General features: G+C 64.3%; 17 protein-coding genes. 6 read left to right on the forward strand and 11 right to left on the reverse strand.

Annotated features, from left to right (window positions below; translation table 11 throughout):
• Positions 1–3 precede the first annotated feature (3 nt).
• From NGM99_RS09075 to NGM99_RS09125, 11 genes are all read right to left on the reverse strand, one after another.
• Positions 4–180, reverse strand: coding sequence for a hypothetical protein (locus NGM99_RS09075; protein ID WP_252818150.1), 177 nt, complete (start codon positions 178–180; stop codon positions 4–6).
• Positions 177–1091 carry a lipid kinase gene (locus NGM99_RS09080; protein ID WP_252818152.1) on the reverse strand — a complete coding sequence of 305 codons (915 nt, stop codon included), beginning with the start codon at positions 1089–1091 and terminating at the stop codon, positions 177–179. The genes NGM99_RS09075 and NGM99_RS09080 overlap by 4 nt, the downstream gene beginning before the upstream one ends.
• A 63-nt stretch (positions 1092–1154) precedes the next feature.
• Positions 1155–1649, reverse strand: a complete 495-nt coding sequence (locus tag NGM99_RS09085; RefSeq protein ID WP_252818153.1) for an L-2-amino-thiazoline-4-carboxylic acid hydrolase — start codon at positions 1647–1649, stop codon at positions 1155–1157.
• A gap of 2 nt (positions 1650–1651) precedes the next feature.
• On the reverse strand, positions 1652–2431 hold the full coding sequence (locus NGM99_RS09090; RefSeq protein ID WP_252818155.1) for an ABC transporter ATP-binding protein: 780 nt from the start codon (positions 2429–2431) through the stop codon (positions 1652–1654).
• The gene (locus NGM99_RS09095; RefSeq protein ID WP_252818156.1) at positions 2428–3192 is read right to left on the reverse strand and encodes an ABC transporter ATP-binding protein; all 765 of its coding nucleotides are present in this window, start codon (positions 3190–3192) and stop codon (positions 2428–2430) included. The genes NGM99_RS09090 and NGM99_RS09095 overlap by 4 nt, the downstream gene beginning before the upstream one ends.
• Positions 3189–4010 carry an ABC transporter permease gene (locus tag NGM99_RS09100; protein WP_252818158.1) on the reverse strand — a complete coding sequence of 274 codons (822 nt, stop codon included), beginning with the start codon at positions 4008–4010 and terminating at the stop codon, positions 3189–3191. Before NGM99_RS09100 ends, NGM99_RS09095 begins: the two co-directional genes overlap by 4 nt.
• Positions 4007–4990, reverse strand: coding sequence for an ABC transporter permease (locus NGM99_RS09105; RefSeq protein ID WP_252818160.1), 984 nt, complete (start codon positions 4988–4990; stop codon positions 4007–4009). The genes NGM99_RS09100 and NGM99_RS09105 overlap by 4 nt, the downstream gene beginning before the upstream one ends.
• A gap of 389 nt (positions 4991–5379) precedes the next feature.
• Positions 5380–6987, reverse strand: a complete 1608-nt coding sequence (locus tag NGM99_RS09110) for an ABC transporter substrate-binding protein (protein WP_252818161.1) — start codon at positions 6985–6987, stop codon at positions 5380–5382.
• A 105-nt stretch (positions 6988–7092) separates the two neighbouring features.
• The gene (locus tag NGM99_RS09115) at positions 7093–8121 is read right to left on the reverse strand and encodes a sulfate ABC transporter substrate-binding protein (RefSeq protein WP_252818470.1); all 1029 of its coding nucleotides are present in this window, start codon (positions 8119–8121) and stop codon (positions 7093–7095) included.
• Between the two features lie 161 nt (positions 8122–8282).
• Positions 8283–10361: a penicillin-binding protein 1C gene (gene pbpC, locus NGM99_RS09120; protein WP_252818163.1), complete on the reverse strand. Its 2079-nt coding sequence runs from the start codon at positions 10359–10361 to the stop codon at positions 8283–8285.
• Between the two features lie 11 nt (positions 10362–10372).
• Complete coding sequence (locus tag NGM99_RS09125; RefSeq protein ID WP_252818471.1) at positions 10373–15808, reverse strand: alpha-2-macroglobulin family protein; 5436 nt, start codon at positions 15806–15808, stop codon at positions 10373–10375.
• 320 nt (positions 15809–16128) lie between these two features.
• Here NGM99_RS09125 and NGM99_RS21585 point away from each other — a divergent pair, with 320 nt between their 5' ends.
• The 6 genes from NGM99_RS21585 (at position 16129) to NGM99_RS09150 (ending at position 22703) form a co-directional block, all read left to right on the forward strand.
• A complete protein-coding gene (locus NGM99_RS21585; RefSeq protein WP_289852413.1) occupies positions 16129–16263 on the forward strand; it encodes a hypothetical protein in 135 nt (44 codons plus the stop codon).
• Between the two features lie 103 nt (positions 16264–16366).
• Positions 16367–17404 (forward strand): ABC transporter permease, encoded by a 1038-nt coding sequence (locus NGM99_RS09130; protein ID WP_252818164.1) that lies wholly within the window; start codon positions 16367–16369, stop codon positions 17402–17404.
• Between the two features lie 46 nt (positions 17405–17450).
• Positions 17451–18608 (forward strand): ABC transporter permease, encoded by a 1158-nt coding sequence (locus NGM99_RS09135; protein WP_252818166.1) that lies wholly within the window; start codon positions 17451–17453, stop codon positions 18606–18608.
• 33 nt (positions 18609–18641) lie between these two features.
• Positions 18642–21077 carry a dipeptide ABC transporter ATP-binding protein gene (locus NGM99_RS09140; protein ID WP_252818168.1) on the forward strand — a complete coding sequence of 812 codons (2436 nt, stop codon included), beginning with the start codon at positions 18642–18644 and terminating at the stop codon, positions 21075–21077.
• Positions 21078–21159: 82 nt separating this feature from the next.
• Positions 21160–22101, forward strand: coding sequence for a manganese catalase family protein (locus NGM99_RS09145; RefSeq protein WP_252818169.1), 942 nt, complete (start codon positions 21160–21162; stop codon positions 22099–22101).
• Between the two features lie 107 nt (positions 22102–22208).
• Positions 22209–22703, forward strand: coding sequence for a pyridoxamine 5'-phosphate oxidase family protein (locus NGM99_RS09150; protein ID WP_252818171.1), 495 nt, complete (start codon positions 22209–22211; stop codon positions 22701–22703).
• Positions 22704–22837 lie beyond the last annotated feature (134 nt).

Raw genomic sequence — 22837 nt, forward strand, 5'->3', positions numbered from 1 at the left:
ACCTCAGTCCAGCGCCCGCGCCAGGATGTCCCGCAATTTGGTCGCTTCCGCTTCCTCAAGATGCAGGGTGACCTTTCCACCACGCACATCGGTGAGTGTGACTGCAATGCGCTTCTTGCTCTGCGCGGGCTCTACGCCGACGACATCGAAGTCGTGCGCGTCCTTGTCTTTCTCGCTCATGTCGCAGCCTGCTTTCCTGGCGTTTCCCGGGGTGCGTAGACCTGAATGGCCTTTGGCCTGATCTTGAAATGCGCCGGCGTTTCCGTGGTCAGCTCGCCATCCGTGTTGACCGGCCGCGGCCTGGAGGTCCGGATCGTCACCTCCGTCGTGCGAAACGCGCGTACATCATCCCACTGGCCCTGCGTTCCTTTTCGCAAGGAAGGCAGAAGGCGCATCAGGCGCCACCAGTGGTCGACTTCGAGAGAGTAGAAATCGAGTTTGCCGTCATCGGCGGTCGCATTTTCTTCCACCGTCATGCCGCCGCCATAGTGGCGGCCATTGCCGACCGAAACCTGCAGCGTCTTGATCTTTTCCGTGGTGCCATCGTGCTCCAACCGGGCGGTGAAGAGGCGCGACTTGGCGAGCAGGCGGGCGGCGACGAGGCCGTAGCCGAAAACGCCGAACTTCTTCTTGGCATCGGCCGAGAGCTGGGCGGCGAGTTCCGCGCTGAAGCCGATAGAGGCGACGTTGAAGAAGAGGTGCCCGTTGACCTCACCGAGATCGATGGCGCGGGGTTCGATCTGGGTGATCACACGCGCGGCTTCCACCGGATCTGGGGGCAGGCCGATCGTGCGGGCGAAATCGTTGGCGGTGCCGAGCGGAAGGACCGCGAGCGGCAGCTGCGTTTCCATGAGCGCCTTGGCCGAGGCATTCAGTGATCCGTCACCGCCGCCGACGATGACGAGATCGCAATCATCGGCAGACTCACGGATGAGGTCGCCCAGGCTCTCGTTTTCGCCGGGTTTGCGGCGGACGAGGGTAAAGCCCGAGGACATCAGGAGATCGCAGGCCTGATCGATCGACTCGGCGCCGCGGCGCGCCTTGGGATTGACCAGAAGCAGCGCGCGCTTGCGCTTGCCGTTTGATTGCACGGAATGCCTCTCGAGCTTCGAATGTTCGGCACCATATAGGAGCGCGGCGTGGCGCTGGAAGGATCAGCCGTCGCGGTCGGCGAGATGAATGTGACAGCAGCCATCGCCATGACCGGGCACCCATGTGCGGTTCTCGAAGCGCACGCCGGATGTCTCGAACAAGCCGCGGTCGAAGGCGCCCGCAATGCGGCAAAGCGTGGCGAGTTTTTCGTCGCCGACGCCGGCCTGCACCCACGCATCCTTGAGCGGGCAGCGGCGGACGCGGAAGGTGATCGCGTGCTCAGAGCGTTCCACATCGGTCGGATACATGCGCCCATCATCGGGGCTGACCGCAAGGAAAGCCTCGCCGAGCGCACGGGCATCGTTGGGACCGAAGCGGGCGAAAGCGGCATGGGCGACTTCCTGGCCGCGCTTCTCGATGGCGCGGACGAGCACACTCTCGGCGGCATCGGGGCCGAGTTCGCTGGTCAGTTCTTCCAGCATCAGGCGGTAGAGATCGGCACGGTTGCGGAAGGCGCTGTCGAGTTCACGCGAGAGGATTTCGGCACGGTCGGTCATCGTCAGGCCTTTCGGTTGAGACGGGGCGCGGCAGCGAGAAGCGTGCGGGCGATACGCGATTGCGGGTCGGAAATGACGGCATCGACCGTCCCGGTTTCCACGATGCGGCCGCCGTCCATGACCGCGACGTGGTGGGCGAAGCGATGGACCACGGCGAGGTCGTGGCTGATAAAGAGATAAGAAAGGTTTTCCTCCGCTTGGAGGCGGGCGAGGAGGTCGAGCACTTGGCCGCGCACGGAGACATCGAGCGCGGAGGTGGCTTCATCGAGCACGACGAGGCGCGGATGGCTGGCCAGTGCGCGGGCGATGGCGACGCGCTGGCGCTGGCCACCGGAAATCTCATGGATGGTGCGCGACGAGAGCGCGGGATCGAGACCTACACGCCGAAGGAGTTCGGCGATCTGTTCGCGGCGCTGGGTCCGTGGAGCGACCGCATGAATGCGCAAGGGATCGGCGATGGCGCTTTCCACGGTCGCGCGCGGGTTGAAGGCGGCGAGCGGGTCCTGGAACACGGCCTGCATGCGGGCGCGCTTGTGGCGCAAGGTGCCACCTGACAGCGCCAGCCAATCCTCGCCCTCGAACCGGATCGCGCCCGCATCGGGTTCGAGGAGGCGCAACACGAGGCGGGCGAGCGTGGACTTGCCGCTGCCCGAGGGGCCGACGACCGCGAGGGTTTCGCCGAGGCCGAGCGTCAGGCTGGCGTCGTCAACGGCGGCAAAGCTTTCGCCGCCGCGCTTGAAGCGTTTGGTAATGCCTGACCCTTCGAGGAGCGGCGCGGTCATGGCGCGGGCAGTTCCCAATGTGCCGCGAGAAGTTCGCGCGTGTAGGGCCGGCTGGGACGGGTGATGACGTCATGCGTCACGCCTTCTTCCACGAGCCTGCCGTCTTGCAGCACGGCGATGCGGGACACGAGGTTGGAGGCCAGCGCGATGTCGTGCGTGATGAAGATGAGTGCCATGTTGCGTTCGCGCACGAGGCGATCGAGGAGCGCTGCTATCTCGGCTTGAACGATCGTGTCGAGCGCGCTGGTGGCCTCGTCGGCAAGGAGCAGAGCGGGCTCGCCGGCCAGGGCAGCGGCAATCGCCACGCGCTGGCGTTGGCCGCCGGAAAGTTGATGCGGATAGCTGCGCGCGAGCGTGGCCGGGTCGGGCAGGCTGACAGCCGCGAGGAGGTCGAGCGCGGATTTGTTTGCCTCGTGCCATGACAGATTCCGGTCCGCGCGGACGACCTCGGCGATCTGAGCACCGACGCGCATCACCGGATCGAGGCTCGCGCCGGCGTCCTGGAAGACGAAGCCGATGTCTCGACCGGGCTCAGCGGGGCGGTTGAGGGCCGGCCACTCGATTCTTCCTGCCACGCTCGTGCCGCGCGGCAGGAGCCCGGCAACGGCGCGAGCGAGCGTGCTTTTGCCCGATCCGCTTTCGCCGATGAGCCCCAAGCGTTCGCCGCGCTGTAGGTTGAGCGTCAGGTCGGAAAGCGCCGGCGTTTGCGCGCTGGGGTAGGACACCGTCAGGTTCTCGACGATAAGCAGTGGCGGGCTCATGCGTGGCCCACACGGCGGGCAGCGCGTTCGACGGTGGCTTCGCCCGCGAGATAGACGCCGAGTACGGCGAGCACGAGCGCGATGCCGGGGATGATCGAGAGGTAGGGGGCGGAGCGAAGAACGGCGCGGCCTTCCGCGATCATGCCGCCCCAGGTAACGCGGTTGGGATCGCCGAGGCCCAGGAAGGAGAGGGCAGCTTCGGTGAGAATGGCTGCGGCGACGATCACGGAGGAGAGAGCCAGCACCGGCGGCAGGGCGTTGGGGAGGATTTCGCGAAATGCGATTTCGAGCGGATGCATGCCGATCACGCGGGCAGAGGCGACGAAATCGCGTTCGCGCAGAGACAGGACTTCGGCACGCGCGACACGCGCAGGGCCGGTCCAGGCACTGAGCGCGATGGCGAGGACAATCACCGGAAGCGACGGCCCGGCGACGGACACGAAGGCGAGCGCAAGGAGAAAGCCGGGGACGGTCTGGAAAGCGTCGGTCACCCGCATCAGGGCCTCGTCCGTCCAGCCGCCGAGAAAGCCGGCCAGCGTGCCGATGATCGAGCCGATCATAAGTGAGGCGACGGCTGCCGCGAGACCGACCGCGAGCGAGGTTCGAGCGCCATGGACCAGCCCTGCGACGAGATCGCGTCCCAGACGATCTGTGCCGAGAGGGTGAGCCCAATCGGCAAGAGGCGGCAGAAGGGGGCGCGCGGTGATGGCGAGGGGATCGCCGGGTGAGATGAGTGGGGCGAAGACAGCAACGAGCACCAGAGCGGCGAGGATCGCAATACCGACCATCCCGGAAAGGGAGCGAACCGGGCGCTTCATGCGGCTTCGCTCCCGCCAACGCGTGGGTCGAGACCGGCGTAGGCACAATCGACGGCGAGATTGATGAGGATCACGAGAACCGCGCTGACGAGAATGATGCCGAGAAGCAGCGGGGTGTCGCGCGAAGACACGGCCTCCTGAGCCAGCCGACCGAGGCCGGGTACCGAGAAGACACTCTCGATCACCACGCTGCCGCCGAGTATCGCGGCTGACTGCAGGCCGAGCATGGTGACGAGCGGAAGAAGCGCGTTGCGCGCGACGTGACGCCAGACGATGCGGTGGCGCGAAATGCCGCGCGCGCGGGCCGCGAGCGTGAAATCCTGCCGCCAGACTTCGGCCATGCCCGCCCGCATCATGCGCAGGTAGAGTGCGCAGTAGATAATGCCGAGGGAAAGGACGGGCAGAGCCAGGTGCCACGCGATGTCGGCCACGCGGGCGAGGCCTTGCTTGCCCGATGCGATGGTTTCGATGCCGGATAGCGGAAACCAGCGCAGGCGCACGGCGAAGATCACGGCCAGCACGAGGCCGAGCCAGAAGCCTGGCACGGCGTAAAGGGCGAGCGAGCCGATCGAGAGCAGCCGGTCCCGCCACGAACCGGGCCGGCTACCCGCCGCGACGCCCAGAAGCGAGCCGAGGCTGAAGGAAAGGAATGTCGCGCTGCCCATCAGGAGAAGCGTGTTGGGGAGGCGTTCGAGCACCACATCGAGCACTGGGCGGGAGAAGGAAACGGACCAGCCAAGATCGAGACGGAGCACGGCCCATAGGTAGGCGCCGAGACGGGCGAGGGGCGAGGCGTCGAGGCTCCAGCGAGTTCGCAGTGCTTCGATCATGGCCGCATCGCCGCCGGATGAGACGAGATAGGCGTCCACGGCATCGCCGGGGGCGAGTTCGAGCAGGAGGAAGGTGCCGATAAGGACGATCAGCAGAACGGGGATGCTGGTCAGGAGCCGCCGGCGGATCAGGCGCAGGGCGCGGGGCATGGGAGGGGGTGATAAAAAGGGTGGGGGGCGGGTTGTGGCGGATCTACTCGGTTGATTGCAGCATGGATCGCCCGCGCGGTTACGGTCGGCTGAGAGAAGGGGTTGGGAAGGCCCGGGTGACGGTGCTTCACGTTTGGCGACGGTAGCTGGGAAGAAGGTGGAGTGCTTGCTGGAGGATGGGTGCTGGTGGAGACGTTACCCCCACCCTTTATCCCTTCCCACAAGGGAGAGGGAGGGCGCGAGCGCTGTGCTCTTCTTTCAAGCTCGGTGTCTAGTTTGGGCGAGGAATGGAAACGCTGATGGCTTCCCTCCCCCTTGTGGGGAGGGATAAAGGGTGGGGGTAGGCTCTCAACCTGCACCGCGCTTCTCGTCTGGAATCTAAGCAGTCTCTACTGCTCTAACCACGTGTCCGCCCAACCCGACACCGCCCAGCGCGGGTTGTTCGCCAGGTTCTTGACGCTGGTGCGCGCGACGCTGGTGAAGCCCCAATCGGCGACGTTGATCAGTGGAAGATCTTCCACGACCTGTTTCTGGAAGTCGTGATAGAGCGCCACGCGCTTGGCTTCGTCCAGCGTACCGGCCGCTTCCGCGATCAGCGCATCCAGCCTCTCGTTCTTGTACCCGCCCTGATTGGAGAAGGGAACGCCATCGGGAAGGCCGCTCTGGACGAGGATGGTGGTCGAGATCGCCGGGTCGCCGCGGAAGACGGGTGGCGCGACGGCGAGATCGAAATCGTGGTCGGTATAGACCGCCTTCTGGTGGGCCGCCGCGTCGTTGTTGACGATCTGCGCATCGATGCCGATCTTCGCAAGCGCCTGGCGAAGATAGTCGCCGAACTGCTTGGTTTCGTTGAAATAGGGTGCGGGCAGGAGCTTGAGCGCGAAGCGCGTGCCGTTCGCCCCCTTGGGGTAGCCCGCCTCGTCCAGCAGCGCGTTGGCCTTCGCGGTATCAAAGGCGTAGGCTGGCACGTCGGTCGTATAGAACTGCTTGTCGTTGGCCGGCACCGGGCCGGTCGCGGGTGCGGCGTAGCCGAGGAAGATCGTGTCGACCACGAACTTCTTGTCGATGGCGTGCGCAATGGCCTGACGGACTTTCAGGTCGGCCAGTTCCTTGCGGCGATGGTTGATCTCGACCACCAGCTGATAGGTGAGCGCCTCGTAGCCTTTGGTGATCACCGTGATGCCATCCTCTTTCCCGATGCGGGTGAGGTCGGCGAGCGGAACGGCGGAAAAGGCGGCGAGCTGAATTTCCTCGGCCTCGAGCGCACCGGCCGCTGCCGCGCGGTCGGGCAGCACGCGGTAGATGATTTCGTCGAGCAGAGGTTTGCTCTTGTCCCAATAATTCTCGTTGCGCGCGAGGCGATAAAATTCGCCCGGCTTGTGTTCGGCGAAGGTGAAGGGACCGGTGCCGACCGGTTTGTTGTTGGCCGGGTTCGCTTCGATGTCCGTGCCCTCATAGAGATGGGCGGGCACGACGCTGGTGAGCGCGGGCAGTGCGTTGCGGATCAGCTGGAACGGAGTGGGCTTGGCAAAACGGAAGATGGCGGTGTGCTCGTCGGGCGTATCCACGGCCTCGAGATCCTTGAAGACCACACGACCGAGATTCTGCAGGGGCTTCCAGACCTGAAGGGCCGAGAAGGCGACGTCCTTGGCAGTGAAGGGCTTGCCATCGTGCCATGTCACGCCTTCACGTAGCTTGAAGCTGACGGTCTTGCCGTCTTCCGAGCCTTCCCAACTCGTGGCGAGCCGGGGTTCCAGTCCATCCTTGCCCTCATATGACGATTCCGCCAGCGGCTCGATCACCTTCGACGAGATGAAGAAAACACCGTTCGAGGCAACGATGGCGGGGTTCAGATTGCGCGGCTCTGAATCGGCGGCGACGACCAGCCTTCCGCCTTTGGTCGGCTCCTGCGCGCGGGCGATGTTCGGCAGGGCGGTGGAAGCCAGCAGCATGGCGCTGCCCATAAGAAGCTGACGGCGATTGGCGATGATCGGCATGGCGGCGTTTCCGAAGGCAAAAGGCTTCGCGGGTGGCGAAGCCTCGGAGAATGCTATGAGGAAAATGGTTGGGCCAGCCCTTTTCGGAGACCGGCCCAAACTTCGTCACTGGGCGGTATAGATCTGGTCGAACACGCCGCCGTCGCCGAAGTGGTAGGGCTGCGCCTTCGCCCAGCCGCCGAAGATCGGGTCGTCGATGGAAACGAGCTTGAGGTCGGGCAGCTTCTGAAGCTGGTCGGCGGGGACGAGTTCGGGCTTTGCCGGACGGTAATGATGCTTGGCGGCGAGCGTCTGGCCCTCAGGCGAGTAGAGATATTGCAGGAAGGCTTCTGCCTGCTTGCGTGTGCCCTTGGCATCCACGTTCTTGTCCACGACCGCGACCGGCGGTTCGGCCAGGATAGACTGCGGAGGCACCACGATGTCGAAGTTGTCGGCGCCGAACTCGTCACTGGCGAGATAGGCTTCGTTCTCCCAGGCGAGCAGCACATCGCCCAGCTTTCGCTCGGCGAAGGTCACCGTCGAGCCACGCGCGCCGGTGTCGAGCACCGTGACGTTCTTGTAGAGATTGCCGACATATTCCTTGATCTTGGCCTCGTCGCCGTTGAACTGCTTGGACGCCCAGGCCCAGGCTGCGAGATAGTTCCAGCGTGCGCCACCCGAGGTCTTGGGGTTCGGCGTGATGATCTCGATGCCTTCCTTGGTGAGGTCACCCCAATCCTTGATGCCCTTCGGATTGCCCTTGCGCACCAGGAAAACGATGGTGGAGGTGTAGGGTGCCGAGTTGTGCTCGAGGCGCCCGCGCCAGTCCGGATTGATCTTGCCGGAATTCGCCACGATCGCGTTGATGTCGCTTTCGAGCGCGAGCGTGACGACGTCCGCCTCCAAACCCTCGATCACCGCGCGGGCCTGCTTGCCGGACCCGCCATGGCTGCTCTGGATGGTGACGGTTTCGCTGGTTTCCTTCTTCCAGTGGTCAGCGAAGGCCTTGCTGTACTCGGCGTAGAATTCGCGGGTCGGGTCGTAGGATACGTTCAGAAGCTTGGTGTCGGCCATGGCGAAGCCGAGTGTGCCCAACTGCACGGAACCGGCGATGAGGCCGGCAAGAAATGTTTTGCCCAGGTGTCGCTTTGTGATTGAGGAAGCCATCGTACTCTCCTTGGTCGATGAGCCAGAATAAGCGGGAGGTCGCGCAACAGACGCCATCGTGAATTGCGTTCTACAGAGGTGTAGCGCCAATGCATTCCATTTAGCGGCTGTTTCAAGAAATCAATTTGCGCGGTGCAAGTTTTCGCCCCTCACTCGACGAAGACCTTGACACTTGCCGCGCGGCCGGCGGCATCGACGACGGTCAAAGTGGCGAAGCCCGTGCCATCGGGCGCCCAGGTGGCGGTGCGTCGACGGGCAGTTTCACCGAAGGGCTGGCCATTCGCGAGCCAACGGAACGGGGCCCTGCCGCCTTGCAGCTTGAGAACGAGTGGCGGGCCATCGCCGCCAGCCTCCACATGCGTGCCTTCGGGTGGAAAGACGATGCGCGGAGCAGGTTCGGTTCGGGCGACGGACACGAGACCGTTGTCGTCGGCATCGAAGCGCTGGAGCGTGACGGGCAGTTCGTTGCGCGCCGGTCGGAATGCGCCGGAGGGCGGGCGGGGAAGGGCGATGGCGGGCAGGCCGGATTTGGCGAAGGCCTCGAACAGGATTGGCGCGGCGGACTCGTAGCCGGACAGGCCCGGCACCGCGCTGCCATCGGGGCGGCCGACCCAGACGCCCAGCACATATCGACCGTCGAAGCCGACGGACCAGGCATCGCGGTAGCCGTAGGAGGTGCCGGTCTTGTAAGCGAGGCCGCGTGGGGCCGCGCCTTTGGGCGGGGTGACGCCGGACAGAATGTCGGCAATCTGCCATGCTGCGCGCTCATCCAACACGTCGGCGCTGGCGAGGGGAACGGGCAGCTCGCGCTCGGAGCCGTCATGCAGCGCTTTGGCGGGGCCACCATTGGACAGGCCGGTGTAAAGCTGCACGAGATCGCGCAAGGTGATCCCGACGCCGCCGAGGCCGATCGCAAGGCCGGGGGCTTCATCGGGCGGCAGGCGCAATGTGACGCCGGCCTGGGCGAAGCGGGCCATCAGGCGGGCGGGGCCGACCGTGTCGAGGAGGCGAATGGCGGGAACGTTGAGCGAAAGCTGCAAGGCCTGGCGCACGCTGACATCGCCCTGATAGCCCATGTCGAAATTGCGCGGACGATAGCCGTGAAAGTCAGAGGGGCGATCCTCGACCAGCGTTTCCTGCGCGACCAGACCCTGCTCGAAGGCGAGGCCGTAGATGAAGGGCTTCAGCGTCGAGCCGGGAGAGCGGACGGCGCGTGTCATGTCGATGGCGCCCGAACGGGAATGGTCGAAGAAATCGGCCGAGCCGACGGAGCCGAGAATGTCGCCGGTGCGGGCATCGGCCAGCAGCAGGGCAACGGACAGGCGGTCGCCGAGCTTGCGGGCGCTGTCGCGCGCGACCGCCTCGAGCGCGGCCTGCACCGAACGGCGGAGGGTCACTGTGTAGGGCGCGGGCGTGTTGCGAAGGGCGGCTTCGGTTACATGGGGGGCGAATGAAGGCAGCGCGAGGCGACGCGTGGGGATAGGCTCGGCCGATGCGCGGGCGGCCTCGTCTTCGCCCAGCTGCCCATCTTCGACCATGCGCTGGAGCACGCGGTCGCGGGCGGCCCTGGCGTTGTCGGTGAAGCGGTCCGGGCGGCGCTTCTCGGGAAGTTGTGGCAGGGCAACGAGGAGGGCGGATTCGCTCAGAGAAAGGCGCTTGGGCTCCTTGCCGAACCAGGCGAGCGAGGCCGCGCGGACGCCCTCGAGGTTACCACCGTAGGGTGCGAGCGTAAGATAGCGCTGGAGGATTTCCCTCTTGCTCAGGCGCTCCTCGATCTGGATCGCGCGGAAGATCTGCTTGGCCTTGGCTGAGAGGGAGCGGTTTTGGCGCGGCTCGATCAGGCGGGCAAGCTGCATGGAAAGCGTCGAGCCGCCCGAGACGATCCGGCCGTGCACAACGAGCTGTCCGGCCGCGCGCAGAAGCGCTTGAAGGTCAACACCCTTGTGCTCGTAGAAGCGCTTGTCCTCGTAGGCGATCAGCATGGAGACGAAGTTCTGATCGACCTGGGCCTCGCTGGTGGGAAGCCGCCAGCGTCCATCGGGCGTGGCGAAGGCACGGAGAAGGGCGCCGTCGCGGTCGGCGACCTCCGCCGAAACGGTCAGCGTTTCGGGCAAAGGTGGCGGGTAGGCCTGATCGGCCAGGCGGAAGCCCGCCAAGCCAGTGATGCTCAGGCCCACCGCGGCGAGCGCGGTCAGCGAAGCGAGGCGGAGAGGCCGCGACAGCCGCATGGCCGTGTGCCTTACTCCACCTTCATCATGCCAGCCGCCGTGCGCGCCGAGAATTGCGGGCGGTACATGTCCTCGACCTGCGCTGCCGGATAGGCATAGGTGCCGGGCGTCACGGCGCGGACCACATAGGCCAGCGTCCATTCGCGGTCGCTGCCCGCGTCGCGATTGAAGGCCGCCACAAAACGGTCGTCGCGAAATTCGAGATGCGCGGCTTCTGTTTCAGGCAGCCACTCGAAGCTCGACAGGCTGGCGCTGTTGACCAGACCGGGATTATCGATCTCGAAGCCGGCGGGCAAAAGGTCCGTGACCAAGACGCGGGATGGCCAATCGTTGAGCTGTTGCATGCGCAGGACGACCACGAAGCGGTCGTTCTGCTTGGCCTCGGTGACATTGGCTTCTGTTCCGTCGAGGCGGTAGGTGGTGCGCTCGATCGTGAAGCCGTCGCCGCCTGCGGGCAAAGCTTGCGCGGGTGCGGCGACGGCGGTCACCACCGCCTGCGCGGGCAAGCTGCTCTTGTTGATGACAACCAGCGGTTCGGCGTCGATCTGGCTACCCTCGCGCCGCTCGTTGAGCGCGCCGGTGCGGGTTTCGCCGTTTACGTCGAGCGTGATCTCGGCATCCTGGGCTTTCAGCGCGCGGCCGGCAAGGAGCATCCACGCTTGTTCCTGCGTGCTGGTGGTGCGCTTGGCCTTCGCTTCCTTGCCGACCATCGAAACCAGTTCCGGCACCACAGGCGGTGCGGGCTTGCTTTCGGCCGCGAGTGCGAGGATGCCGGCCTCGTCGCGGAGGCGGGAGCCGTAGTCGTCGCGCAGGAAATCGGCTTCCGTCTGACTCTTGGCGAGCGTCACCGCGGCTTGAAAGGCCTGTTCGGAACGGGCGCGGTCGCCGTAGAGCGCCAGGCTCGCCGCGAGGTGGGCGATGGCCATCGGCGAGCGGAACGCTTCGAGCTGGGTGTCGGAGTAGTAGCGCAGATCGCCGATCGAGGCCTTCTTGTTGCGCGCGAGCACATAGAAAGCATAGGCGATGGCGCTGCCGCGCGACTCCAGATCGAGGTCGTAGCTGGTTGCGTTCTGCAGGTTGTTGAGCGCCTGCACCAGCGCCTCGGGCGGCACGCGATAGCCTTCCTCGCGGGCGCGGGACAGGAAATCGGTGACGTAGGAATCGAGCCACAGATCGCCTGAGGCCGGACCCCAGAGGCCGAACGAGCCGGACGAGGCCTGATAGCCGAGCACGCGGTCCACGGCATCCTGAATGCGTTCCTTGAGTGCCGGGTCCTTTTCGAGGCCGGCGGCGCCGGACAGCGCGTTGACGTAGAGCAGCGGCAGTGCGCGGCTCGTGGTCTGCTCAGCGCAGCCGTAAGGGTAGCGGTCGAGGCTCAAAAGCAGCGAGGGCACGTCGAAATTGGCATCGCGCGTGACGCCGAGGCTGATCGAGGCACCGTCGAGATCGCTGTCGGCCAAAAGCCCTCGGTCGAGCCGCAAACTGCCGCCATTGGGTTTCAGGCTCACGATTCTGCGCGTGGTGATCGGCAGAGAAGCTGGGCGGACGGGCAGGTTCAGCACCTGCTCCACTTCGACGCCGCTGGCACTGGCGAGGCGGACGGTGAGGGTGCCGGTGCCAGATTCCATGGCGGTCAGCGGGATCGTCAGGCTCTGGCGCTTGTTGGGTTCGAGGTTGACGCTTTGCGGAAGTTCGGCGTCGTCGGCCACGACGGCACCTTCGGCTTCGAGTGCAAAGGACCAGTCGCCGGCGGGTGCATCGGTGCTGGTCAGGTCGAGCCGCATGGTGGCGCGGTCGCCGGGGGCGAGGAAGCGGGGCAGGCCGGCGGTCAGCACGACGGGATCGCGCACGATCACATCGGTCTGCGCGTGGCCGAGGCTGGTCCTGGTCCAGGCCACGGCCATCAGCCGCACGGTGCCGTTGAACTGCGGGATATCGAAGCCGACGGTCGCTTCGCCGTTCGCGTCCAGCTTCACGATGCCGGAATAGAAGGCGACGAGCTTTTCCGTGGGCGGCTTGCCTTGCGCGGTCATGCCGCCGCCGTCGCCGCCGGTGCGCAGGCGACCGGTGACACCGAGCGAACCGTCGATCAGGCGTCCATAGAGATCGCGCAGTTCGATGCCGAGCTTGCGCTGGCCGTAGAACCAGCTTTCCGGGTTCGGCGCTTCGTAGCGCGTCAGGTTGAGGATGCCGACATCGACGGCGGCGAGCGTCACATAGGCTTCCTCGCCATTCTTCGCGCCTTCGACCTTGATCGGCACGCTGAGCGTCTGGCGTGGCTCCATTTTGGGTTCGGGATTGAGCGAGACCTTCAAGGTGCGATCGGCGGGATCGACGCCGAGCCATTTCACGCCGATGGCACGCGCAGGCATGCGACTGGCTTCCGCGTCGCCCGGACGGAAAAGCGTGGCGGTGACGTAGGCACCCGCGCCCCAATCAGCTGAAACGGGGATATCGACCGTGCCGCCGCCCGCAGGGATCGTCGCCGTGTGGACGGCGAGGAGCTTATCGGCGCCGACGGCAACCAGAAGCTCGCCCGCGAAGCGCGGAGACACCTGCAGCCTGGCGGTTTCGCCCGCCTTGTAGCTCGGCTTGTCGAGCGCGATTTCGAGGCCATCCGGCGTTTCGGTCGAGGTCTGGGCCACGTACCAGCCCGCGTCGAACTCGACCGAGGTCGCGGGCCCGGACGGATCGTCGGTCTCGATTTCCAGCCGGTAGCGGCCCCAATCGATGGGGAGCTTGAGTTGCGCAGGTTGGTCGGCGGCGACGTCCAGTGTGCCGTCCGACACGGCGCTGGTGGTCGTCACCGGCTCATATGACCAGGAATTGTTGGCGCGATACCACTGATAGTTCCGCTCGACCTTCACCAGCGACCAGCGGAGGCCTTGGGCCGCCACGCTTTGGCCTGTAGGGGAGGCAGTCAGCACATTGAACGTGGCGGTGCCGCCCTGGGGAACGGAATCGCCTGCGAAATTCGGCTTGATGCCGATCATGGTGGTTTCGGGCAGCACGCCGATGTCGAGATTGCGCTCGACGGCGCGGCCGCCGGTTTCGCGCATGCGGATGGCGACGGCCGCCTTCACGAGGCGCGTGGTGGAAGGCACCTCATCGACCGAAAGCGGGAAGCTGGCTTTGCCTTCTTCGTCGGCTGCGGGCAGGTCGGAGAGATCGAGGCGCGTGGCTTCGCCTGGCTCCTCGTCGGCCAGACCGAACTGGTAGCCGGGAAAGCGCGCCCAGTCGCGCACAGTGCTGAGCGTCACATCGCCTTCGAGTTCGAGGCCCGCAGCGGGTGCCCCGTAAAGATAGCGGCCATCGACCGAAACGTTGACCGGGTCGCGGAGCGCGGTTTCGATGCGGTCGGCCTTGAGGTCGAATTCGATGCGGTCGGGCACGAAGTCTTCGACCAGGAAATTGCTGCTGGCGAGGGCGGGCTGTTTGGGGTCGGTGTAGAGGCTGACCGACCACGTGCCGTGCATGGCGTTGTTCTGGAGCGGCAGTTCGACGGCGTGGCCGCCTTCCGCCTTGCCATCGGAGGAAACGCGTCGGTCCTCGACCCCGTCGGGGCGGCGGAAGATGAAGGTGAGGGGCAGATCGTCGGCGGCAACCGACGCCGTGTCGCGGGCGAGTGCGGAGGCATGGACGGTTTCACCCGCGCGATAAATGCCGCGTTCGGTCCAGGCATAGAGATCGAGCGCCTTGGGCGCTTCGCGGCCAGCGACGCCACGGTCGGACAGGTCGAAGCCGGCCTTGGTCATGTCGAGGAAGACGAAGTCGTCGTCCGCGCCCTTGGCCATCAGCACGGCGGGCACCATCCCGCCTTCGCCGCGCACGAGGCCGGGATTGAATGTGGCACGGCCCTGCGCATCGGTCTTGCCGGTGCCGAGCACTTCATTGTTGCGCGCGAGAAGCGTCAGCTCGACATCGGCGATGGGCTTGGCGGAGCCCAGCGAGCGGGCAAAGACGTTGAGACCGTCTTCCGCCGTGTAGGTGGAAAGGCCGATATCGGAAACCACGAGCCACTGTGTGGCCTTGCTTTCATAGGAGTCCGGCTTGTCTTCGAGAGGCCCCGCGACCATCACGTAAACGCCTGACTGGCGCTTGGGCAGCGCTTCATCAAGCGGGAAGGAGGTGGTCACGTCCTTGTTGGGTTCGGCCTTGATCTCGATCCGGCCTTCCCAGACGGGCTGGCCGAGATCGCCGAGGCTGGAGACCTCATAGGTGTCGAGCTGGCGCAGGAACTGGTAGCCGGACAGAAGTTGTGCCAGCGAGCGGTCACCGATGCGGAAGAGCTGCACGCGTGCCGCGTCCATATTGACGGAAACCAGCGGCACGCCGCGACGCGCGGTGGCGGGCAGCACGAAACCGTCGCCGGTGAAGCGCACGGAGGGCGCGCGGTCTCGGACATAGACATTGAGCGCGACGGGCGCGATCAGCGTTTCGCCGATAGCAGCAGGCAGGCCAGCGCGGAAATTCACTTTGTAGTTTCGGCCATGCTCCAGCCCGCCGACGCAGACCTGCTTGTCTTTCGCCTCGATACTTTGCGGCGCGCGGCCATCGACGGTGACGAATTGCGCATAATCGGTGCCGGCCTTGTTCAGCTCTTCCGAGAATTGCGCGCAGATTCGGGGAGAGGCGGTGTCGGCATCGACCGTGTGCTCGACGATGCGGAAGCCCTTTCGAGCCTTCAGGTCCTCATATTCGGCGCGAGTATCGGCGGCATTGACGAGCGCGAGGCTGGCTTCATAGGCGTCGAGGGCGGGGCGGGACTGTTCGCGCCGGTCGAGCGCACGGGCCAATGTGTTGAGCGCTTCGGCGCGCGCTTCCGTTGTGCGCGACAGGCGGTAGGCTTCGAGGGCGGCTGAGGTGGCGGCGACCTGGGCGTCGGAGACTTCCTGCGAATTATCGGAGCTGAAAGCGAGATTGGCCTTGGCGTGGCCGAGCCAGAGTGCGCCGTCGTCCGGGGTAATCTGGAGCGCCGCGCCGAAATCGTCGCGGGCGGTACCTGCGTCGTTGTTGGCGAGGGCCGTATTGCCGGCCTCCGTCAGATCGGTCAGGCCATTCTCGGTCTGATAGTCCGTTTCGAGCAGACTTTTACGATAGCGTTCGGTCTCATCCTTGACCGATTGCGGCACGAAGGAAAGTTCAGCGGGCGCGCCGAGGTCTTCACCGCCGGAAACCGCGACGACCTTGCCGGCGACCGCGCCGGGGAAGGGGTTGAGGTCGTGGAAGTCGGATTTGAGGAAGCACCACTTGGCCTTGCGATTATAGGTGAAGGCGCGGCACGCACTGTCGGCGAGGCAGATCGACTGGCACTGTTCCAGCGTCTTGTTCTGCTCGGAGCGCAGGTCGAAGCCGAAATAATCGCCGTTCTCGGAGGTCTCGATCTTGCGCGCACTTTCCTGGGCGACGGCCGGAGCGAGCGAAAGGCCGATGGCCAAACCGGCCATGGCAAGCTTGCGAGCGAACGAACTGAGCATGAGGCCTCCTCCTCCGGCCATCCCCTGCCGGTGTCACGACTCGCGGCGACTATGGCACCGAAAGCGCGCGATGCGATAGCGCCGCTTCCGTTTCGGCATGATGACGCCCGGTTCACTCCCGCTCATCAGTCGGAAAGGAAACGAGCGCTGCAAAACCGCAAGACACCAATCACTTTCATTTTCACGACATGGATGTCGCTCATGCGCCGTTTCGAGCGCTTCGCAGATTGCACATTCGATGTGGGAACAACGTCTTCCGCGCTTTGACAATAAAAACGGGATGCGGAATGATGGCACAAAAGAAGAAGCAGATGGGGACATTGGATATGAAGACCTTCGGCAGTGGCAGCCTCCGCGCGGTGATTGGCGGCGAGCGTGGCTCGAATGATTGTTCGGCAACGGGAAGCCACGAGCATCAGGCTTGATGTGAACGCTTGAACGGGGCCGCGCGGGCCCGTTCGCTTCACAGCCGCCGCGAACCCTTCGCGGCGACAACCCCAACCCACCTGGCAGGGGACAACGGCCGCCATGCTCGCATTCATCTTCCGGCGCCTGAGCACCATGCTTCTGACCATGCTGTGCCTCACCTTGATCGTGTTCTACATGATCAATCTCGAGCCGAACCTGAAGAAGCTCGCCATCAGCCAGCTCGACATGCGCACGCCCGCCGAGCAACTCGAGAGCTGGCTGGAGAAGAACGGCTATCGGCAGAACTTCTTCGTGCGCTATGGCCAGTGGCTCGGCGTCGTGCAGAAGCAGCCGGCGATCGATCCTGCGACCGGCAATGCCGTTCCGCGCTTCCGCTACTGCAACGAACCGACCGAGCCACACTATGGCGGCATCCTGCAGGGCGACTTCGGCTGTTCCACCAAGTTCAAGGTGCCCGTTGCGCAAAAGCTTTTCCCGGCCCTCGGTTCGACCGGCATCCTGATGTTCTGGGTGATGGCGACCATGGTGCCGATCTCGCTTCTGATCGGCATCCTGGCCGGAATGCGCGAAGGCTCGCGGACGGATCGTACGCTGTCGGTGGCGTCCATCACGACCACGGCCACGCCCGAATATGTGTCGGGCGTGATCTTCAGCGTGATCTTCGCCTCCTGGCTCGGATGGCTGAACGGATCGGCGGCGTCGGCCACCAATCAGGGTATCACCTTCTACAATTTCACGCTGCCGGTGATGACCATGGCGATCTACGGCATCGGCTATATCGCGCGCATGACGCGGGCCTCGATGGTCGAGGTGATGACGCAGCAATATATCCGCACCGCGCGCCTGAAAGGGCTGAGCTTCGGCTCGGTGGTGGTCAAACACGCTCTGCGCAACGCTCTGATCGCACCGTTCACGGTGATCATGCTGCAATTCCCATGGCTGCTGACGGGCGTCGTGATCGTCGAGACCATGTTCCGCTACCAAGGCTTCGGCTTCACGCTGGTGGAGGCCGCGGGCAACAACGATATCGACCTTCTCCTGGGCTGCAGCCTCGTCTCCGTCTTCGTCGTGCTCTTCACGCAGCTGATCTCGGATATCGGCTACGCCTACCTCAACCCGCGCATCAGGGTGCAGTGATGGATCGAACATACGCACCGTCGAGCCAACGAGGGGAGGCGAGCTGATGCCGACTGAAACCATCGGGGCACTTGCCATCATTATCGGCGTAATCGGCCGGTTCTGGCCGGTCTGGATCGCGCTGGCGATCGTTCTGACGCTCAGCTTCACCTTTCGCGGACGGCTCGGGCTTTACGGTCAGCTCTTCGAATCCGGCGTCGGTGTGGCGGGTGTGACCATCTGCTTCTTCTGGCTGTTCACCGCGATGTTCGCGCATGTGATCGCTCCCTTCGATCCGTTGACGCAGGTGGCGGTGATGAAGGATGCGATGCCCGGTACGGTCGTGCCCGACCAGGGCCTCGTCTATTATTTCGGTGGCGACAAGCTGGCGCGCGACGTGTTCTCCCGCATGATCTTCGGCTCGCGCATCGTCTTGATCATCGCGCCCGCCGCGACCGCCTTCGCCCTGATGGTGGGAACGACGCTGGGACTTCCCGCCGGCTATTATGGCGGCAAGATCGACGCGCTGCTGTCCTTCCTCGCCAACCTCGTTCTGGCCTTCCCCGTTATCCTGCTCTTCTACCTGCTGGTCACGCCGGGCATCGTCGAGACGGGCCTGCCGCACTGGATCGCGCGTGTGTTCTTCATCGTGCCGATCATCTTCTTCGGCACGCTGTTCTTCACCCGATACAAGAACCGGCCGCAGCTTCTCGCCGTGCAGATGGCGCTGATCGTGATCCTCGGCGGCTGGGTGTATCTCGGGCTCGCCTTCGACGCCGATCCGCTCGGCATCATTTCGATCGATCCGAACCAGCTCAACATCTTCGTGGCGGTGGTGTTCGCGTCCTCGCCCGGTGTCTTCCGCATCGTGCGTGGACTGACCATGGACATCAAGACACGCGACTATGTGGCGGCGGCGCAAACGCGCGGCGAGTCGCCCTGGTACATCATGCTGTGGGAAATCCTGCCCAATGCGCGCGGGCCGCTGATCGTCGATGCATGCCTGCGTATCGGGTACACCACGATCCTGCTCGGCACGCTCGGCTATTTCGGCCTGGGCCTTGCGCCGGAAAGCCCGGACTGGGGGACGGCGATCAAGGATGCGAGCCGCCTCTTGCGCTCCTTCATCCATCCGGCACTGCCACCGGTCGTCGCGCTGATGACCTTCGTGCTCGGCCTGAACCTGTTGGCCGATGCGTTGCGCGAGCAATCGTTGAAAGACTGATCCCCAACAACCTCCAGCCAGGAAGGCAGCGCCATGAACGAGCGAGTGACCGACCCGAGCCAGAACCCCGGCACCGCACCGATCCTCGAGATCGAGAATCTGTCGATCTCGTTCTTTACCCGCAAGGGCGAGATTCCGGCGGTGATGGACTTCTCCTGTACCGTGATGCCCGGCGAGGCGATGGGTATCGTGGGCGAGTCCGGCTGCGGCAAGTCCACCGTGTCGCTCGGCGTCATGCGCGACCTGTCCAATATCGGCAGGATCGTCGGCGGGCGGATCAAGTTCCAGGGCCGCGACATGGGCGACATGTCGGACGAGGAGCTCCGACAGATTCGTGGCAACAAGATCGCCATGATCTATCAGGAGCCGATGGCCTCGCTGAATCCGGCAATGAAGGTCGGCCAGCAGCTGATGGAAGTGCCACTGATCCACGACAAGGTGTCGAAGGACGAGGCCTACAAGCGCGCGCTCGAAATGGTGCGCGCCGTGCGACTGCCCGACCCCGAGCGCATGATGCGCTCGTTTCCGCATCAGCTTTCCGGCGGCCAGCAGCAGCGTATCGTGATCGCGATGGCGCTGCTTTCCAAGCCCGCACTTCTGCTGCTCGACGAGCCGACGACGGCGCTCGACGTGACGGTGGAAGCGGGCATCGTCGAACTGGTGAAGGGCCTGGGCAAGCAGTTCGGCACCTCGATGCTATTCGTGTCGCACAATCTCGGCCTGATCCTCGAGACCTGTGACAAGATCACCGTAATGTATTCGGGTGAGGCGGTGGAAACCGGCCGCATCGAGGATGTGTTCGACCGGATGCGCCACCCTTATACGCAGGGGCTTTTCCGCTCGATCCCTTTGCCGGGAGCGGACAAGAACGAGCGCCCTCTGGTCGCCATTCCGGGTCAGCTGCCGCTACCGCATGAGCGGCCCAAGGGCTGCAATTTCGGACCGCGCTGCCATCACTTCGTGGAAGGCGTCTGCAACGCTGCCGAAATCCCGATGATCGAGGTGGAAGGACACGAGGGTCATTTCAGCCGCTGCGTGCGCTTCAACGAGATCGACTGGGCCGCTCTTCCCAAAGGAGCAGAGAAGAAACATGAGCCCGTGAAGCCCGGCGCGCCGGTGCTCAAGATCGACAATCTCAAGAAATACTACACGGTTTCGGGGAACGAGATCTTCGGGGGCGCGGAAGCCCGCGTGGTCAAGGCGAACGAGTCGATCTCGTTCGAGGCGCGAGAATCCGAGACAGTCGCTATCGTCGGCGAGTCCGGCTGCGGCAAGTCCACCCTTGCCAAGGTGCTGCTGGGCCTGGAGACCGCATCCTCGGGCGATGTCGTGCTCGGCAACACGCCGATCCAGTCGACAGCCATCGAGAAGCGCGAGGTGGACACGATCTCGTCCATTCAGATGGTGTTCCAGAACCCGTTCGATACGCTGAACCCATCACACTCGATCGGCTCGCAGATCATTCGCACACTCGAGAAGTTCGGCATCGGCAAGACGGTGGCCGACCGCGAGAAGCGGATGTTCGAGCTGCTCGACCTGGTGAAGCTGCCGCGTGCCTTCGCCGTGCGCAAGCCGCGCCAGCTTTCGGGTGGACAGAAGCAGCGCATCGGCGTGGCCCGCGCCTTTGCGGGGGCGGCCAAGGTCGTGGTCGCGGATGAGCCCGTTTCGGCGCTCGATGTGTCCGTGCAGGCGGCCGTTACCGAACTGTTGATGGAGATCCAGCGCAAGAACAAGACGACGATGCTCTTCATCAGCCACGACCTGTCGGTGGTGCGCTACATTGCCGACCGCGTGGTGGTCATGTATCTCGGCCATATCGTGGAGCAGGGCTCGACCGATCAGATCTTCGCGCCGCCCTATCATCCCTATACGGAAGCACTTCTCTCGGCGATCCCGATCGCGGACACGAGCGTGGTCAAGAAGCACATCGTGCTCGAGGGCGACATTCCCTCAGCGATGAATCCGCCGCCGGGTTGCCCGTTCCAGACCCGATGCCGCTACAAGCGCCTGGTGCCCGATAACCTCTGCGAAACCAAGCTGCCGCCTCTCAAGGATCTTGGTGCGGGGCATCGCAGCCTGTGCTGGCTCGACGATGCGCAGCTCGCCGCCATGGAGCCGGTGATCTCGTTCGACCGTGGCGTCAATGTGCCGGTTTCGGACGTTGTGCCGACCGACGAGCCCCACGGCGAAGGGGCAGGCACCGGGCCGGGTTTCGCGGGCGCACCGCCGCAGCGGCCGCATGGCAAGACGAGTGACGCCGACGCTGAGAGCGAGATGGAGCGGATCGAGCGTGCGCCGCCACCGCCGCACGGCTCTCGCGAAATCACGGGCAATCCCGGAGACTCCTCACCTGACAAGCTGCAAACGGAGGTCGGTGACGGTCGCCAGGCGGTGAGTGGCGAAGTCACGCCGGGGCTGGGCAAAACACGACAAAGCGAGGTTGACGGGAATGAGCCCAACCGGAGCTGATGTCATCCATCTGTCTTAACAAAAAAGCGGAACCAACCATTCAAGCGGTGATTGGCCGGGGGTTAACCAAGGAAACCCCGCCATGTTCTTACGCATCGACAAGCTCCAAACCGAGCTTCCCGCGCCGAAGAAGGCCGACCCCAATGCTGCCGCAGCCCTGCAGGAGTTGCTCGGCGGCAAGTACGGGGAAATGTCCACGCTGGGCAACTACCTGTTCCAGAGCTTCAACTTCCGCTCCAAGAACAAGCTGAAGCCGTTCTATAGCCTTGTCGCCGCGATCACGGCTGAAGAACTCGGCCATGTCGAGCTGGTGTCGAACGGCGTCGCCATGCTCAACAACGGCCCCGACAATGACGGCGACGAAAAGGACGGCGGCGACATTTCCGGTGCGCCTTTCGCCGATATGACGGATGCCCGTCTCGCCCAGGCCTTCTTCCAGAATGCCGGCGGTGCCACGCCCGTCAACAGTGGCGGCCACACCTGGAACAACGACATGGTGACGACGACCGGAAACGTGATCGTCGACCTGCTCCACAACTTCCACCTGGAATGTGGTGCACGTCTTCACAAGCTTCGCGTCTATGAAACATTGTCCGACCCGACGGGTCGCGAGGTCTGCGGCTATCTGCTGGTGCGCGGCTCGGTGCATGCCCATGCTTATGCGCTGGCGCTGAAGAACCTGACGGGGGTGGACATCCACAAGATGCTGCCGACGCCGAACATTCCGCTCGCCAAGATTCCCGAGTCGCAGAAATACCTGCAGGAGGGCTCGCATCGCCGCCTCTACACGTTCAGCCCGGAGGACTACAAAACCATCTCCGGCATCTGGGGCAATGGCGAGATGGCGCTGCCGGGTGATCCGCCCGGCGAGCTCGAAGTGGTCGAAGGCAACCCGGAAGGTGGCAAGATCCACCAGCTGACCGGCATCCCATCGGCCTTCACGCCGGACTATGCACCGGAGGAAATGATGGAGATCGCGGCCAAGCTGACCAAGGCGGCTCACCAGGGCGCAGGCTCGCTCTGACTTGACGAGAGGGCCGGCAGCGCGCACTGCCGGCCCTTTCAAATCGGGAACCGAATCCGGCGCTGACCATTCCCCCGCCGTCAATTCGAACAGAGAAGGAATGGACCATGGCCGAGACCGAGAACCCCCGCGACAAGCTCTATAAGCTGATCGACGAGGTGAAGATCGCGATGCTGACGACGATCGAGCCGGACGGTTCACTCCACACGCGACCCATGGCCAATCAGGAGTCGGACGCGGAAGGCAATCTCTGGTTCTTTCTCGACAAGACCTCCGCGCTTGCCCAGACCATCCAGAAAAATTCCAAGGTCAGCCTCGGCTATTCCGACCCCGGTGGCGACGATTATGTCTCGGTTTCCGGCACGGCTGCACTCGTCACGGATCGAGCCACGATCGACGAGAAATGGTCGGAGGATGTTGCCGCGTGGTTCGAAGGCGGAAAGGACAATCCGAACATCGCGCTTCTCAAGGTCAATCCGAGCGAAGGCGAGTACTGGGACACGAGTTCTTCAGCGCTCGCCACTGCGATCGGCTATGTGAAGGCGACGCTTGGCAAGGGTTCGGGCAGCGACGTGGTGGAGAACAAGAAGGTTTCGCTCTGAGAGTTTGAACCGTCGTCGGGTCGGAGCCGATCGGCTCCAGGCATCATTCAAAAGGGCGCGGGCGATAACTTCGCTTGCGCCTTTTCCCTATCGGTAACGCCCGCTTTACAAGTGTTTTCAGCTCATCGACTTAT

Origin of the sequence: Mesorhizobium liriopis (genome assembly GCF_024053505.1) — a bacterium.
GTDB classification, from domain to species: domain Bacteria; phylum Pseudomonadota; class Alphaproteobacteria; order Rhizobiales; family Rhizobiaceae; genus Mesorhizobium_B; species Mesorhizobium_B liriopis.